The following is a 16,607-nucleotide window of genomic DNA, read 5'->3' on the forward strand; positions in this document are numbered from 1 at the left end:
AATCCACCTATAAATCTATTATATTAAAGCCTGCAGCTTTCTTCAGTCTGTTCATTACAGCTCTTCCGATACCGCTCTCATCAAATGACTCGGATATTATATTCTTTACCCCAAGATCATCACATTTTCTAAGTACGTCAAAGAGATTATGGGCAATACTGCTCATATCTTTTGAACTTCCAAGGCTTAAAAGCTTCACATTATCTTTTTTATTTTCTTTAATAAACGATAAAAGATCACTTTTATGTTCATCCACAGTAAGTATAGCCGTCTCAGGTTCCGATTCCATTATCTGTGACCTCAGATAATACAATACCGCACTTTCACTTCCTCTTAGCATCTTCATATCAGCCTTCGGTGCATAATGCTTGTATTTCATGCCAGGAGCCTTAGGAGCCTCTCCTGTTGATAAAAGATGTTCTATTGCCGGATCTATATTTACATTACCGCATACATCCCTAAGCATCTCAAGAGTAATTGCACCCGGCCTTAATAATGTCGGAGTATTTTCTGTCAGATCCACTATTGTAGACTCCACACCTATTCCGACTTCACCCCCATCTATTATCATCTCTATCTTTGAATTCATATCTGCAAATACATGAGAAGCTTTTGTCGGTGAAGGTCTGCCTGAAGTATTTGCACTTGGTGCTGCTATCGGCACTCCTGAAACTTCTATCAAAGCTCTTGCAATATTACTCTCAGGAAGTCTTATCGCAACCGTATCAAGACCTCCGCTTGTAGCATCCGGTATAATGCTCTTCTTTTTCAATACCACAGTCATAGGTCCCGGCCAAAACTTATTTGACAAAGTATAAAACAACTCCGGTATATCATTTGCAATATCTTTCACATCTTCCGTTTTTGAAATATGCACTATCAACGGATTGTCGCTCGGCCTGCCCTTTGCGGCATAAATCTTTTTTGCGGCTTCAGGCATCAGAGCATTTGCTCCAAGTCCGTATACTGTCTCCGTCGGAAACGCCACCAGACCTCCGTTTTTTATTATAAGTGCGGCCTCTTTAATATCTTCGTCCCTATATAATTCATTAATATCTTTTTTATCTATCTTTTTTACAATAGTTTCTTTTATTTCCTGCTCCAATTATGCCTCTTCCGTATCTCTTAAAAGCCTTCTTTTGCTCTTAATCAATCTTTTATTCTTGCTCTCTTCGTGCTTTTCTTTCAACTCTTCATAAGTGGCCGTATCTACCACCTTGGTTGTCTTTATTACATAGTATTCATCATCACTTTTTCTGACTCTTATCTTTCCCTTTACAAAGCCATGTTCCGGACAAATTCCTATACAATAATAGTTTCTTTGATTTGTTGAAAACCACTTTATTTTTTTCTTCAACATTCTATTACATCTGTCACAAATAAGATCTGAATTATGCTTATCGGCTATCGCATCTTCCTTTGTAGGAAACAAAGTGGATACAAACTTTGAATATCCGGAAAAATGCAAATATATTTCCTCTTCGCTGCTTCTCGGTACACGATAATAGTCGAGTGAATAATATTCACTTACAGGTCCGAAATCCATATTTTGCATTACTTTGGCTGTATATACGGCATCATCTAAAGCATGATGAAAAGGTCTGTTATTCTCAATATTAAGCATATTTACAGCTCTTTCAAGAGGTATCCTGTCCTGTTCTCCGTTGGGATATCTTATATTAAAGAGCTTTTGAATATCATAGTAAAACAAAGGATACTCAAATTTATTTTCCACATCGTAAAATTTCATATTTCTTTGAAGTTCCACCAAATCAAGATTTCCCCATGTACACAGTATGGTCTTTTTTTCCTTATTGTCAAGCTCACAAAACTCAAAGAAATCCTTTATAGCTTCTGTAAAAGGAACTCCTTTTTTCTTCAACTCTCCGATACCTATCTGTACCACCTCATGCACTTTAAAATGCATCTTTTTATAAACTGTGGGCTTTATTACTCTATGAAATTCATCGACTTTTTTAAGTTTTGAATCAAGCTTTACCGCTCCTATTTCTATTATTTCAAAGGGAAGATCTTTATTACTATATTCTCTACCGTTTGGGCTCTGATTCCATTCCAAATCCAGTACTATATAACTATCCATATCCACCTTTCCAAAAAAGCACATCCGAAGATGTGCTTTGATTTTGTCTTATTTTATAATGTCATCTTTTCGTTCTTTACAATGGCATCTTTTCTCATCGGAATACGGCAATTTTTATTGTTTCCAAACTCCACTATTACAGTATCATCTGTAATATCAATCAATACACCATAAAATCCTGATGCGGTCTCTACCGTATCGCCAACCTCCAGACTTGCAAAAAGCTCAGCCTGCTTAGCTTTTTCTTTTTTATTAGGTCTATAGGCCATAAAATAAAATATAGCTCCTATAAACACTACATACATTGCAATCGCACCTACTCCAAAACCACCACCTGCATTTGCAGTTGCCAAAATATTCATAGTCCTCCTATTTAGAACCTTCAAGCATGGTTCTTATTTTGTTATTTTTATATTCTGTATATCTATTTTCGCGTATAGCTGTGCGAATCTCACTCATCATTGTATTATAGAAATATAGATTATGCAATACACAAAGACGCATACCAAGCATTTCATTTGCTTTCAGCAAATGTCTGATATAACCTCTTGAATACGATCTACAGGCCGGGCAGTCGCATCCCTCTTCTATAGGTCTTTTATCAAGCTCATATTTCTTGTTGAAAAGGTTCAACTTTCCATAGTTTGTGTATACATGCCCATGTCTACCGTTTCTGCTCGGATATACACAGTCAAAGAAATCAACTCCCCTGTCTACCGCTTCAAGAATATTTATAGGGGTACCTACACCCATAAGATATGTAGGCTTATCCTTTGGCAAGTGTTCAACCGTTACATCAAGTATATGATACATCTCCTCATGGCTCTCACCGACAGCCAGACCGCCTATTGCATATCCGTCAAGATTCATCTCACTTATCGCTTTTGCATGTGAGATTCTTATATCGTCAATAACTCCGCCTTGGTTTATACCGAAGAGCAACTGCTCCTTATTTATAGTATCCTCCAGGGAATTGAGCCTGTCCATCTCTACCTTACATCTTTGCAGCCATCTGGTAGTACGTGCCACAGATTCCTCTATGTATTTTCTCTCCGCAAGTGCCGGAGGACATTCATCAAAAGCCATTGCTATTGTAGAACCTAAATTTGACTGTATTTGCATACTCTCTTCAGGTCCCATAAAAATCTTTCTTCCGTCAATATGTGAATTGAAAGCAACGCCCTCTTCCTTGATTTTTCTGAGTTTAGCCAATGAAAACACCTGAAAACCGCCCGAATCTGTCAGTATCGGCCTGTCCCAATGCATAAACTCATGTAAACCGCCAAACTCTTTTATAAGCTTGTCACCTGTTCTTACATGCAGATGATAGGTGTTTGAGAGCTCAACCTGACAACCTATTTCCTTAAGGTCATCCGTTGAGACAGCTCCTTTTATAGCGGCTACAGTGCCGACATTCATAAAAAGGGGTGTCTCTACGGTACCATGCACTGTTTCCATAGTAGCACTTTTTGCTCTATTGTCCACAGCCTTTATTTCATATTTCATAAAATACCTAAACTACAGCACCATTGCTGTCTTTATTTATTTCAACCTTTTTATCTTTTTTCTTCTTGTTCTTAGCTTTTTGTGCCTTCTCCTCTTCCTTCTTCTGCTCGATCTTTTTGTCAAATCTGTTGCTGAAGATGTACCAGAAGATACTTGATAAGAATACGGAAGAATATGTACCTGCCACAATACCTACCATGATCGGTAATGCAAATTCTCTAATAGAAGAAACTCCCATTATGAACAGTACGAAAATCATGATAAATGTAGTAAGTGATGAATAAATACTTCTTGTAAGTGTTTCGGTAACACTTGTATTTATTATTTCTTCCTTAGTAGCTCTTGGCAATATTTCCTTGTTTTCTCTTATTCTGTCAAATATTACGATAGTAGCATTGATAGAGTAACCGACTATTGTAAGGATACATGCAATAAATGTTGATCCTACACTCCAACGAAGCAATGCATAGAATGTAATAACAATCAATACGTCATGTACAAGTGCAAGCACTGAACTTGTTGCAAATCTGAAATCTTTAAATCTGAACCAGATATAAAGAAGCATAAGTATTGTAGCAATAACTGTAGCTACAACAGCATCTTTCTTCATCTCGGAACTTACAGCACCTGATATTGACTCTGCTGTGATCTTCTCAGCATCCACACCGAACTTTTCAGCAAGAGCACTGTTAAGTTTCTCTCTCTCATCCACTGAAAGTGTACGTGTCTTTATGATAACCTCATTTGAACCTTCCACCTTTTGTGTCTGTGTTCCGGCTTCACCTGTTATAGATTCTACTACAGGAACAACTTCTTTTGAAATTCTGTCAAGTGAATAATCCTCATTAAATGTAACATTTGTTGATGTACCGCCCTTAAAGTCTATACCGTAGTTAAATAAATTACCGATTTTTACCTTATTGTAACCTGCACCTACAACGCCTGCCAATATAATAATCACAGATATGGCGATTGTTATATTCTTCATTCCAACGAAATTAATAGGCTTTCTTTCAAGCTTCTTACCATATAATTTAGGATTATCAAGCCCTATATTGTAGAAAGCCTTCATTATAAATCTTGTAACGAATAATGCTGTAAACATTGACAGTATAATACCGAGTGCAAGTGTCTGTGCAAATCCCTTTACAGTACCTGAACCTCTAAGATAAAGCACCGCTGCAGCTATAAGTGTAGTAACATTTCCGTCAACAATAGCCGACAAAGCCTTCTTAAATCCTGTATTAATAGCTTCATTTACACTCTTACCAAGTCCGATTTCTTCCTTGATTCTGGTAAAGATAATAACATTTGCATCCACCGCCATACCGATTGAGAGTATGATACCGGCAATACCCGGCAATGTCAGTGTAATTTCAAATGCGGACAAGAGTAAAATCTCAAGTATAACATATAATGAAAGTGCAAGTACCGATGCAAATCCGGGAAGTAAGAAAACCGCCACCATAAATACTGCAAGGATAACAAATCCAACTGCAGCGGCCTTCATACTTGTAGATATGGCTTCCTGTCCAAGCTTTGCTCCTACCACATTACTTCTAAGCTCTTCAAGCTCAAGTGAAAGTGAACCTATGCGGATAGTAGAAGCAAGATTCTTTGCTTCATCGTATGAAGTCATACCTGTAATCTGTGCTGTTCCGCCTGTTATAGCAGTCTGGACTGTAGGATTTGAATAAATAACATTGTCATATATAATAGCAATTCTCTGTCCGATAAGTCTTGCAGTAGCCTCTGCAAAAGCCTTTGAACCCTCATCTGTAAATGTAAGTGATACAACATACTCACTGTTACCGTTATTATCAATAATACCGGCTTTGGCTGTTGCCACCTGATCACCTGTAAGTACAGTATTTCCCTGCGGATCCACAAAGATCAATGAACCAGGCTTTCCAAGTTCGTCAAGTATTGCATTTGCATCTGATACACCTGGGATATCAATATTGATTCTGTTTCCACCCTCTCTGTAAACTTCCGCCTCTGTTGAATAATTCTGTACTCTCTGCTGCAACTTATAGATAGTGTCCGCCATATCCTCATCTGACGGATTCGGCTCAACTGTTTGGTAAGTAATACTTACACCACCCGCCAAATCAAGTCCAAGTTTTATTTTACCTGTACTGAACTTGGAAGTTTTACCTGTTTCATCAGCCACATCACTGTCTGTCGCCGCATCTTCAGTCGCTTCACCGCTCTCATTCGATATAGTAGTCTCACTTGTTGCTACAGCACCGGTATTACCCTTACCTGCCGATAAAACATTGTAAGCAAGAAAACCGAAAAATACCAAAACCACAACTGTGATAAAGAGAGAGGCTAAGCCCTTTTGCTTATTGTCCTTCATTATCTTCTCCTATTTTACCCAGCTAACGCTGCTTTTATCATTATTGCACACTCAATTCTCTTTTTTTGAAGTTCGCAACCGATATCATAAGTATCCGTAATAGAGCCGTGAAAGCTATAAGAATTAGCCGCACATCCTCCACTACAATAAAATCTTGCATAGCAATCCTTACACTTTGGCTTAGCATAAACATTACACAGCTTAAACTCATTACTGATGTCTTTTCTCTCTAACCCGTCGAATACATTTCCAAGTAAGAACTCATCTTTTCCGACAAATTGATGGCATGGATAGAGGTCACCCCAAGGTGTAACCGCCAAGTATTCCGTTCCCGAACCACATCCTGAAAGTCTCTTTGCAACACATGGTCCCTGAGTTAAATCTATATTGAAGTGGAAGAAATTAAATCCTCTTCCCTCCTTCTTCCTCTTGATATACTCTACCGCAAGTTTATCATACTCTTCCATAATCTTTGGAATATCTTCTTCTCTGATTGCATAAGCTTCACCGTCTTCACCTACTACCGGCTCCATACTTGTCTGCTTAAATCCAAGGTCTGCAAAATGCAGCACATCCTTTGAAAATTCCAGATTATTTCTTGTAAAGGTACCTCTTATATAATAGTCCTTTGTACCCCTTGATTCAGCAAATTTTACAAACTTAGGAACTATAACATCATAGCTGCCTTTGCCTCCTCTTGTAGGACGCATAGCATCATTAACTTCTTTTCTACCGTCCAAACTGAGTACTACATTTGACATCTCCTGATTGCAAAATTCCATAATTTCGTCATTCAAAAGCATTCCGTTTGTAGTAATTGTAAATCTGAATTTCTTGTTATTGGCCTCTTCCAGGCTTCTTCCATATTTTACAAGGTCCTTTACCACCTGCCAGTTCATAAGCGGCTCTCCGCCAAAAAAATCTACTTCCAAATTTCTTCTGTTGCCGGAATTGGCTACAAGAAAATCAAGTGCTCTCTTTCCTACATCATAGCTCATCAGAGCTCTTCTGCCATGGTACTCTCCCTCTTCGGCAAAGCAATACTTACATGCAAGATTACAATCGTGAGCAATATGAAGACAGAGTGCCTTTACAACTGTTTCTCTCTCTTTAAAATCATTGATATAGAGCTCATAAGTATCCTTAGTATAAAGCTCTTCCGCATCTATAAGCTCCTGAATGTCGGATATAACCTCATCTATTTCTTCTTCACTGTACTTACTCTTTAAACCTGATTTAATATTGTCTTTAATCTCATCGCTAAGCTTTATAGGCGCATCAATCTCTCCTATAAGCTTTTCACCAAGTTCCATTGCATCATACATAAGCTCATCAACTACATGTACAGAACCTGAATTGACATCTAAAACTATATTGTATCCGTTATTCTTATATTGGTGTAACAAATTATTCCTCTTTCTATCATGAAGCAAATATTACAACATGAAAAGCCCCCTTAACAGTCTATGACCGCGAAGGGGGGTTTTTGATACAAGCGTCTTATCTGTTAGGATTCTCACAACCCTGGTTTCCAACTGTGCAAGAAGTCTTGCAAGCTGACTGACAAGAAGTTTGGCACTCGCCACAACCACCACGCTTTAAGCTCTCTTTAAGAGTTTTCTCATTTAAAGTAACAACATGCTTCATATACATTCTCCTTCTATGTCGTACTACGACAACAAGCTTTATGCTAACTCATTTTAGCATAAGTAAATATCTTTTTCAATAAATATATTTTTTGAATACCTCAACACTCATATTTGCTCTTTTTGCGGCGTCTTCAATACTCAATATCCCGTCTTTTACTAAGGATGCAAGAGTAGTTACAGCACCTTCGAGCTTGCCTTCACGTATACCTTCAAGTCTTCCTTTCTCTATTCCTTCACGTCTTCCTTTTTCTATTCCTTCAATTCTTCCTTTCTCTACTCCCCTTGCTTCAACTCTATCAAGTACTTCACACATGTTAACATTCTCCTTTCCCTTCAGCTCATTTACAGTTTCTTCAAATCTGTTGTCTCCGGTCATTGCACTCATCAGATAGAGCAGCTCCTCCACATGCTCAATTGTGGTTTTATCAGCAGTATAGTCTCTCTTCGTTCGCATTTGGTAAAGATAATCCGCCAATATTTTAAAATCACTTTTAAATAAATCAATTTTCACTCTATCCAGATATGCGATCTCAAAAAGGTTAATCTTAAAATCATTTACATAAGATTTGATATCTTTATGTACATTCAATATTTCTAATAGTGTAGTCGGATAATTCCATCTTTTATCATATCCAAGATATAAGACCAAAGTAATCACAGGATACTTTTCCTTATGCCTGTTTTCTTTTCTGGTCTGATTTACATACTCGGTACCGTCATATCCAAATACCCTAAGAGGCATTAACTTATCAGGTCTTGTCTGATTCTCCAATCCAAACAATGATAAATTTATTTTACTTTTTTTCCAGTATTTTGCAATATCTCTCTCCTGCAGTCTGACACTACTGCCTATCTTAAGCATACTCATGGGTAACGCATCTGACAATGAAGATTCATCAACTACTTCTTTGCCATCAAATAAAAGTACATTTAAAATATCAGCAAATACATCATTGTACTTTTCAAGCATCTTTTGAGTTATGTCCTTATCTTTCATACCTACCTCCCCCTATTATACCAAAAATATTATTATTAGGTTGTTTTTTGATTATAATTTTTAAGTAAAAGGGCCGTCACTTTTGTAACAGCCCCAATATACACTAATTTATTCTTCTTTTCTTTTTTTGTATACAAAGACTAATCCTAAGCCCAGTGCAATACCTAAAGTTATAACTGCTAAAGGAATATAACCTGCTGATAAAAGTTTTGCCTGTGGTGCTTTTATTTCAAAGCTTACAGACACAATATCGCTTAAATTACCCGCCTTATCTTTTCCCTGTGCTTTTACGGTGTGCTTACCTTCTGTATAAATACTTAAGTTTATTGTACCGTCATCCTTAATCGTATACTCACTCTTATCAAGTAATTTACCATTAAGCCAAACCGATTCAATAAAATCTCCGGGAAGTTCCGTACTTAAAATAATATTTACATTGCCCTCATAGATTTGCCCTTCTTCGGCACCCAGAATCATACTTACAGGTTTTGTGGCATCATATATAACTTCCACCGGCTTCATTGAAGACTTATTTCCTGCCGTATCTGTTACTTCAAGATTAAAAGTATATTTTCCGTCCTTATCTATTGAATTTAAAAACTTCAACTCACCGTTTACAAACTCAAACGGCTCATCCATTCCGTTTACAGTTGCCGACACAATAGAAATTTCATCAGTGTTCCATACCTCAATACTAGATTTAAAAGGTTTATTTGTATACTGTCCTACAAGTTCTTCAGGCTTAAACTTAAATGTAGCACCTTTTTTATTCACCGAGAAATTTACCTTCTTCTCAGTAACATTCCCCGCCATATCATATATGGTTACAGTAAGTATATAATTATCATCAATATATATAGGATCAAGATTTAATATATAACCGCCGTCCTGTTTCTTTGCCTTATATATAAGGTCTCTTGACTTTCCGTCAGCAACAGCCGTAAGAGTAATCTTTGACTTTAATAAATCTATGTTTACATCACTATACTTCACTACAGGTGAGACTGTTCTTGCATTTGCGGTCAAGTCTTCAACTCCGGTAACAGTAATATGTGGTGCTGTAGCATCGACATTAAACTTTTCTTCAAATCTTACTCTTTCCTCCCCTGAACCCTGATTATTTTTGACAACTGCGATTCTGTACTCTCCGTCATCATCAAACACTATATTGGCTCTGTGATTTCCACCCTCTGAGCTCCATGTGTATTTTGCATTTGAAAGTACTTCTTTTCCATCCACATTTTTGTAAACCGATACGGAATAATTGTTCTCATTAAAGTCGTTGTCGTCAACATTTACATATGTCGATCTTGTGTTCAAGAATCCATTCAATCTGTTATTTACTATATCTCTGTTTATGCTTACTGTATGTCTGACATTATTTATACTTCTGTCGATATCCGTTCTTTCGCTTACGGAATTTCCATTTCCGACAGGTTGGAAAAATTGTGGTACTTCATTTGATACATCTGTCACTTCTCCTGTTTGAACAGGTTGAGGACTGTTTTGTATTTCCGTCTCAGTAGTTTGACTTGTATTATTATCTACAATATCTCTGTTTGCAATATTATTTCTTATCACTGAACCGGATATATTTCTCTCAGTATTTACATTACTGCCGACGTGATCTTCTCTTCCAACACTATCTGTTCTTCCTGCACCTGTATCTTCCGTATTATTGCCGCCCTCAACTATAGTATCTACGGTAGTACTGTTTGTAATCCTTGGTCTTTCTATAAGCTGTATATTTTCATGTACTTCATGAGGTATTTCAGGCTCTATAACAGGCTGTGTCGCCAAAAAGAATATCTGATTCTTATTACCGTTTTTTGAAACAAACCGTCTCATATCTGCATTAACTGTGTTTAAGCTGTTTGTCCTTGTAATTTGTACACTGCGTCCAATATCAAAGTACACATTACTTCTATACAGAATTATATTTGCATTGCCGCTTTCTGCATTGCTCAAATTTGAAAATCCTGTTCTGATTACCAAATCATCTCTATTTGTATTTGAATATGTTGCAATGGAAGAGGTCGCAACAGATGATGTGGCAAGAACCGGAGGTCTCAAAACATCATAATCCTCTATCTCAATATTTCCTCCGTTTAAAATTATATTCTTTATATTTTCAAAAGAATTTTCTACCAAAACAGGACTCCAGTTAAAATAACTCTCATCATTTGTATCACCCAAATCTCTTGGTGTAGGCAGTGTCAACTTTCCTTCCGAATCTAAGAATGATGAAACATTTCTGATATGGTATCCTTCACCGTCTCTGAAAATCAATCCTATCAAAATGTTTGTAGACGATGCTGCGGAATCAAAAATAAAAGATCTGAAAATAATTTGAAATAAAAAACAAAAACAAATGACTACTGCAATTAACTTTCTTTCCATGCCTCTAACATTCATAATACTATTTGCCTCCTGCAATTAAATTAATCTCTTCGATAATTTCAAAATTTATATTTTCATTGTTATTATTTAGAATCTGACCATGATAATTTTTTAAAAGAATTGTTTCGTTCGTATCTTTATTATTTTTACCGATATCATATATACTTCTTTTTGCCGGTAATTTCCTCGAGTTTGTTTTCCTGAGAGGCATTGTTGTGTTTTGCATCTTCTGATCCACCGCCCATTTTTTCTTTGAACCATAACTTAAAATATCAATAAATGCTTTTCTTACCCCCATTTTAAACCATAATAAAATACTTATAAACAACATGATGACACCTGAAAAAATTCCGCTAAAATATAGTATTTTATGCATCAGATACCTCCGACATTTTTCAATTTATTCTTTAAGGAAACAAAGTTGGAATTAAATTCTATATCAGGTAATTGCCTCGCCTTCATATAAATCATAGCTGATGTATTCACGTCTTTCATATCTATCAATAACATAGTCGCAAGACTTATATAAGCCGTAGCATCTTCAGGATATTTTTCTATAATATCCTCGTACTCTTCAACTGCCCTTTTATATTCCCCAAGAGCTCTGTAAATATCTCCTATTCTGTTTTTAAATAAAACCGTCTGTGCAGTCGTAGCGAATATCAGGTATCTTTCATAATATGATACGGCTTCATACAAATCATTTCTTGATTCTTTTTCATCCGGTTCTACATTCGCTCTTCTATAGTAGGCATCAGCAAATCCGAAGTACAATTCCGGTAAATATTTATCTTTCAAATTCTTATCTGTATAGGAACTGTTTAATATCTCACCTGCTTTATTTAAAAGTTCCATCGCTTTATCAAAAGGTTTTTCGCCCACCTTCTGTATGGCAAAAGCATTTGCTCTGTAAATCTTTGACAATGTAATATATATTTCCGCTTTTTCTTCCTCATTTACTTCTGTATTCAGATACTCATCAACATTTTTCATATCTTTGACTATAATGTTCCAATCCATACCTATTTCCGATAAAGATTTTGACAATGAAGAATAATATTTTGCCTGTGGATATTTCTTTATATTTACTTTGTCAAAATATCTTGCTGCTGTCCCATAGTCAATATTGAACTCTGTATCCTTACTGTTGCCGAGAAAATAAATCTGTCCCATTCTCATCATAAGATCGTCATTATTGCTCAAATCACCTGTTCCTGATGCAATCATTGCAGAAATCGCCATAAGTCCGTTCCTTGTCTGCCCAAGATCACAGTAATAATCAAGCATCCTTATATAAGCTTCCGTACTGTTTGGGGATACATTTATCGCATCTTTGAAAAGTTTTAAAATATCAGTATCAACTACATTCTTACTTCCTGTGGAAGCAATTTTAAGAGCAGCTTCAGATAAATAATTGTTATAGACTTTTGATATTTCCCTTTTCTCCATTCCGTTTACAACAATAGCCATAGAGAAAAATGTAAAAGACAGAATAAGACTTGCTGCAAACAAAAATATCTTCTTTTTTTGTGTTGCTATGTATGAATCATCCAAATCTCTGAAATGTTGCAACGCATATGACATTTCTTTACAATCATTAAATCTTTTATCAGGGTCTTTTCTTGTAGCTCTGAGAATTATTTTTTCAAGACCGTTTGACAAACTCTCATCCCATCTTCTTATAGGATAAAGCTCATACGGCGGTTCTGAAGGATTAACACCGGTAAGAAGATGATACATAGTGGCACCAAGATTATATATATCCGTCCTGGCATCTGTTTGCCTTAAAGTCTCTCCGGCAAACTGCTCAGGTGCGGCATATCCTATAGTACCAAGACATGTTGTATCCGATACACTGTCGTAGTTATATTTTCTTGCCGTTCCGAAATCTATCAAAGTAATTTTGCCGTCCGGTCTTAACATTATATTTGCCGGTTTCAAATCTCTGTATATTATAGGGGGTTTTTGCGAATGCAAATAGTCAAGCACATCACAAAGCTGTATTGCATAATCCGCCACTTTATCTTCTTCTATAGTTCCTTCTTCAGTCAAAATATCGGATAAAGGCCTACCCTCTACATAATCCATTACTATTATTATGGTATCGTCACTTTCAATTATATCTGCGATACTTGGCAGGTAAGGATGCTTTAATTCTTTCAGGAGATTGGTTTCTGTTATAAGACTTTGTTTCATAATCTCATAATTTTTATTTTTCTCTTTTCGCATCTCCTTTATGGCCCATTGTTTATTTGCCTTTTCATTCATTGCCAAATAAACAACACTCATACCACCCTGTCCAATCTTATTTAAAATCTTATACTTTCCGTCTAAAAGGCTGCCTATTTCCAACATATTTCCCCTATTATTGAACTTTGACCAATGCTGCCGATATATTATCCTGTTCGTTTCTTCTAAGATTCAATGATATCAGTCTCTTAATCATTTCATTAAGTTTATTACTTTCGCATCTTCCAAGTAAACTCAACATCTCTTTTTCAGATATCTCATGCCTGAATCCGTCGCTGCAAAGCAGTAAAATATCACCTTTTTTTACTTCTCCACAAAACATATCAGGATTCACCCGTTCTGTAGCCCCGATACATTGCAAAAGTACATTTCTTTTCGGATCATTTTTTGCTTCTTTCTCTGTAAGTCTACCCTCTGCCACCTCTTTTGCAATAACTGTATGGTCATTTGTGAGTCTCTCTATTTTAGATGATGATATTTTGTATAGTCTGCTGTCTCCTACATGCCATACAAAAAATCTTTTTCCTGCCAAAAGAAAAGCCGTTATTGTGGTGCCGAGATATATACCGTGCTCTTTGCCATATCGGATTAAACCTTCATTTTCAGAACTTATGATACTTCCTATATCTTCCCTCATTTTGCTTTCATCCCAGATACTTTCATATTTACTGTAACTGTATAAAAACCATTCTGAAAATGCTTCCGCTATGCTCTTGCTGGCCAACTCACCACAGGAAAGTCCACCCATTCCGTCACAAATTATTCCGATACAGACTTCCTCACCCTTAAATTTGGCTCTCTTTAATATTACACTGTCCTGATTACAGCTCTTCTTTAATCCGACTTCAGTTTGTGCCGCCAAAAAATAATTCATATTTTATACCATGTGAAATTCAAATTCTTCATTTGATAAACTTATAATATCATTATCCAAAAGTTCAACTTCAACACTTGTTGATACTTTTTCACCGTTTACCATCGTAAAATTCAGTGACTTCAAATCTCTTATAAAAAAAGAACCGTCTTTTCTTACAATTTCCGCATGATTCCTACCGACTGATGAATTGTCATTTATGCAAAAATCAACATAGCTTTTTTCTCTTCCGATTCTAAAGCTTGACTTATCTATAAGAATTTTTTCACCTGTTCTCTTCCATATCAGAAATGCGTTTAATACGTTTACAGACAGTCCAAGTAATGTCGTCTCTGCGAAGCGGTCTGAATTTTGTAAAACAGTGGTTTCGGCAAAATTATTTGAATGTAATTTAGATGCTTCTGTCTTGTTATCAACAGCGTAAACTTCTTTTTCCTTCTTTTTCCCAAAAAGAGAAAATCCTTTTTTTTCATTGGATTCTTTACGGCTGACTGTAGCTATATTTACCGGTTCTTCTCTACCCGGAATAAGAAAACTGCTTTGTTTATGGTAATCATTTTCCCGAGTTTTTGAAATTTCCTCTTTCTTTTCAACCTTTCCAAAGCTAAACAACCCCTTTTTCTTTTCTGAATTTACCGGTTTCACATCCAATTCAATATTTGATAGGGGTTTATTATTAACAGATTTTAAAGTATTTACAGGAGATTGAATATTTGCCGGAGTCTGTGCTCTGTTATTGTATCCGTTATAATCCGATTTTAACGATCCGGGTGATTCTTCAATATTGTTTACCCTTCTTTCTTTAAAATCGGATTTATTTTCCGGCTTTATGATATCGAATTTTTCAATATATTTTTTTTGTTTTATTTGGGATATTAATTGTAAGAATTTATCACAGGAAAATGATTCTTCATCTGAGAGTTGCCTGCTTATATCCGCTGCAAAATTTGCAGCCTTATTATTTTTAACCATCATATAAAGCAGTAAATTTTTAAAGAATTCATGTATGCTTAGATTATTTCTTCTGTTATACAAAGGCAGTAGCATCATTTTTATATTTCCGTTATCTGTAAAAATATATTTATTTTCTAAAATCAGCTGTGCTTCACCAAGCATATATTCTTCTATATCCGTTACAACTTTACAAATGTTCTCAAATACATTCAGTAAATCTTCCTTTGTAAGTTCTTCACTCAAATATTTATCCAGATTTTTTAACTTTTCAGTTTTATACTTAAACTCTGTCATTGAATCATGCATGATTATATCTATAGGAAGCAAGCCTTTAATATCATTATTTCTCATTATACCTATGCTTACATTGTCAATCTTTTCATTTTCATCAACATTATATATAAGCTCAATATACTTTTCAGTCTCATTACTCTTAAACATATGGGCCTCCTATCTCAAATTTTCCAAAAATGAAACCTGTGACAATATCTCAGGTAAATCTTTGCCATCTGCACTATAATTTTTTACAAAGTCTCTTACAGACAAGTTTTGTGGAATTGAAATATTATTAAGATCTTTTACTTTATTGCATATAAGAGTTATTTTATTTGTTATATCAATAGCTCCATTATTTTCCATAATATGCAATGCCTCATTTAACTCGGACATTTTCTTGATTCCCTGCTTTGTATCATCGAAAACAAACACTATTTTATATGCAAACTTTGAAAAAGTATTCAATCTGCTTCCGGGATCGAAATTACAGTCTATAATTATATGTCTGTACTTCCCCATTCCCTTTATTTCTTTAATAAGTACAGATATATCCTCATCACTAAGTTCAAGCATATCCAAAGCCGTCCTTGATTTATTGAAGAAATTCAGCCCTTCACTTGTCTTTAAAACACTGCTTTCTATCTTTAATGAAACACTTTGTTTTTTACTCTTTATTGCATATATGATTTCATCAAATCCGATATTTCCATCTCCGTTTAAGAAAATATCGGATGAATTAAGTGTTTCAAAATTTAAATAGAGTGTAGGTATTCCTCTCCTTGCCAATCTCTTTGCATATGCTATAGCAAGAGAAGTAGCTCCGGCACCTCCGTTTACCGGCATAAACACCTCAACCAAAGTATTATTACCGTCATTAAATTTATATGCTATATCTCCATTTGTACCGTCTGCCAATACATTCAATATTTCCTTATATATCTTTTCAGGCTTTTTAAATTTGTTGATTGTCTTTATATTGTTTTTTCTCTCTATCAAATCCCTATCCGAAAGATATGCCAGACTCATCTTTTCACTGTATGAAGATAAGTCATCTTCTATATTTTCCGATACAAGCATTACATCTATAGACTTGTTACCTCTGTTATTTTCAAATGAAATTATTGAAGAAAATGTCAGAATTTCTATTCTGTCCTGATAATTTTTAATATAAAAATCCGACAATCTTTTTCTGTAATCCTCATCTGTGTCTATTAAAGCCAGTCTGATTTTCATTAAAA

The 16,607-nt window shown here is 35.5% G+C and carries 14 protein-coding genes; all 14 read right to left on the reverse strand.

All coding sequences use genetic code 11. The features are described from left to right. Positions 1-7 precede the first annotated feature (7 nt). On the reverse strand, positions 8-1,105 hold the full coding sequence (locus HMPREF1140_RS02650; protein ID WP_009662394.1) for an L-threonylcarbamoyladenylate synthase: 1,098 nt from the start codon (positions 1,103-1,105) through the stop codon (positions 8-10). Next, entirely contained in the window at positions 1,106-2,101 is a 996-nt protein-coding gene (locus tag HMPREF1140_RS02655) for a 3'-5' exonuclease (protein ID WP_242822855.1), read from the reverse strand. A gap of 53 nt (positions 2,102-2,154) precedes the next feature. After that, entirely contained in the window at positions 2,155-2,463 is a 309-nt protein-coding gene (yajC, locus tag HMPREF1140_RS02660) for a preprotein translocase subunit YajC (RefSeq protein ID WP_007593197.1), read from the reverse strand. 7 nt (positions 2,464-2,470) lie between these two features. Next, positions 2,471-3,607: a tRNA guanosine(34) transglycosylase Tgt gene (gene tgt, locus HMPREF1140_RS02665; RefSeq protein WP_009662303.1), complete on the reverse strand. Its 1,137-nt coding sequence runs from the start codon at positions 3,605-3,607 to the stop codon at positions 2,471-2,473. Between the two features lie 7 nt (positions 3,608-3,614). Continuing rightward, entirely contained in the window at positions 3,615-5,969 is a 2,355-nt protein-coding gene (locus tag HMPREF1140_RS02670) for a protein translocase subunit SecDF (RefSeq protein ID WP_009662375.1), read from the reverse strand. Positions 5,970-5,983: 14 nt separating this feature from the next. Next, positions 5,984-7,375 carry a thioether cross-link-forming SCIFF peptide maturase gene (scfB, locus tag HMPREF1140_RS02675; protein WP_009662350.1) on the reverse strand — a complete coding sequence of 464 codons (1,392 nt, stop codon included), beginning with the start codon at positions 7,373-7,375 and terminating at the stop codon, positions 5,984-5,986. A gap of 94 nt (positions 7,376-7,469) precedes the next feature. Next, entirely contained in the window at positions 7,470-7,616 is a 147-nt protein-coding gene (gene scfA, locus HMPREF1140_RS02680) for a six-cysteine ranthipeptide SCIFF (protein WP_007593215.1), read from the reverse strand. A gap of 75 nt (positions 7,617-7,691) precedes the next feature. Beyond that, positions 7,692-8,615 carry an Rpn family recombination-promoting nuclease/putative transposase gene (locus HMPREF1140_RS02685; protein WP_009662344.1) on the reverse strand — a complete coding sequence of 308 codons (924 nt, stop codon included), beginning with the start codon at positions 8,613-8,615 and terminating at the stop codon, positions 7,692-7,694. A gap of 108 nt (positions 8,616-8,723) precedes the next feature. After that, positions 8,724-11,030, reverse strand: a complete 2,307-nt coding sequence (locus HMPREF1140_RS02690; protein WP_009662336.1) for an Ig-like domain-containing protein — start codon at positions 11,028-11,030, stop codon at positions 8,724-8,726. 4 nt (positions 11,031-11,034) lie between these two features. Beyond that, positions 11,035-11,391 (reverse strand): hypothetical protein, encoded by a 357-nt coding sequence (locus HMPREF1140_RS02695; RefSeq protein ID WP_009662334.1) that lies wholly within the window; start codon positions 11,389-11,391, stop codon positions 11,035-11,037. Further along, on the reverse strand, positions 11,391-13,370 hold the full coding sequence (locus HMPREF1140_RS02700) for a protein kinase domain-containing protein (RefSeq protein WP_009662368.1): 1,980 nt from the start codon (positions 13,368-13,370) through the stop codon (positions 11,391-11,393). Before HMPREF1140_RS02700 ends, HMPREF1140_RS02695 begins: the two co-directional genes overlap by 1 nt. A 10-nt stretch (positions 13,371-13,380) precedes the next feature. After that, a complete protein-coding gene (locus HMPREF1140_RS02705; RefSeq protein ID WP_009662314.1) occupies positions 13,381-14,139 on the reverse strand; it encodes a PP2C family protein-serine/threonine phosphatase in 759 nt (252 codons plus the stop codon). A gap of 3 nt (positions 14,140-14,142) precedes the next feature. Further along, positions 14,143-15,534, reverse strand: coding sequence for a DUF6382 domain-containing protein (locus HMPREF1140_RS02710; RefSeq protein ID WP_009662389.1), 1,392 nt, complete (start codon positions 15,532-15,534; stop codon positions 14,143-14,145). Positions 15,535-15,543: 9 nt separating this feature from the next. Beyond that, positions 15,544-16,602, reverse strand: coding sequence for an ATPase AAA (locus HMPREF1140_RS02715; protein ID WP_009662393.1), 1,059 nt, complete (start codon positions 16,600-16,602; stop codon positions 15,544-15,546). Between the last annotated feature and the right edge of the window lie 5 nt (positions 16,603-16,607).

The sequence above is a fragment of the Lachnoanaerobaculum sp. ICM7 genome (genome assembly GCF_000287675.1).
Classification (GTDB): domain Bacteria; phylum Bacillota; class Clostridia; order Lachnospirales; family Lachnospiraceae; genus Lachnoanaerobaculum.

What these genes read in the sequence shown, in the direction of transcription:
- HMPREF1140_RS02710 (WP_009662389.1), bottom strand. Translation starts at nt 15,534, where the DNA reads ATGTTTAAGAGTAATGAGACTGAAAAGTATATTGAGCTTATATATAAT.
- HMPREF1140_RS02655 (WP_242822855.1), bottom strand. Translation starts at nt 2,101, where the DNA reads ATGGATAGTTATATAGTACTGGATTTGGAATGGAATCAGAGCCCAAAC.
- yajC (WP_007593197.1), bottom strand. Translation starts at nt 2,463, where the DNA reads ATGAATATTTTGGCAACTGCAAATGCAGGTGGTGGTTTTGGAGTAGGT.
- scfA (WP_007593215.1), bottom strand. Translation starts at nt 7,616, where the DNA reads ATGAAGCATGTTGTTACTTTAAATGAGAAAACTCTTAAAGAGAGCTTA.
- HMPREF1140_RS02670 (WP_009662375.1), bottom strand. Translation starts at nt 5,969, where the DNA reads ATGAAGGACAATAAGCAAAAGGGCTTAGCCTCTCTCTTTATCACAGTT.
- tgt (WP_009662303.1), bottom strand. Translation starts at nt 3,607, where the DNA reads ATGAAATATGAAATAAAGGCTGTGGACAATAGAGCAAAAAGTGCTACT.
- HMPREF1140_RS02715 (WP_009662393.1), bottom strand. Translation starts at nt 16,602, where the DNA reads ATGAAAATCAGACTGGCTTTAATAGACACAGATGAGGATTACAGAAAA.
- HMPREF1140_RS02695 (WP_009662334.1), bottom strand. Translation starts at nt 11,391, where the DNA reads ATGCATAAAATACTATATTTTAGCGGAATTTTTTCAGGTGTCATCATG.
- HMPREF1140_RS02705 (WP_009662314.1), bottom strand. Translation starts at nt 14,139, where the DNA reads ATGAATTATTTTTTGGCGGCACAAACTGAAGTCGGATTAAAGAAGAGC.
- HMPREF1140_RS02700 (WP_009662368.1), bottom strand. Translation starts at nt 13,370, where the DNA reads ATGTTGGAAATAGGCAGCCTTTTAGACGGAAAGTATAAGATTTTAAAT.
- HMPREF1140_RS02685 (WP_009662344.1), bottom strand. Translation starts at nt 8,615, where the DNA reads ATGAAAGATAAGGACATAACTCAAAAGATGCTTGAAAAGTACAATGAT.
- HMPREF1140_RS02690 (WP_009662336.1), bottom strand. Translation starts at nt 11,030, where the DNA reads ATGAATGTTAGAGGCATGGAAAGAAAGTTAATTGCAGTAGTCATTTGT.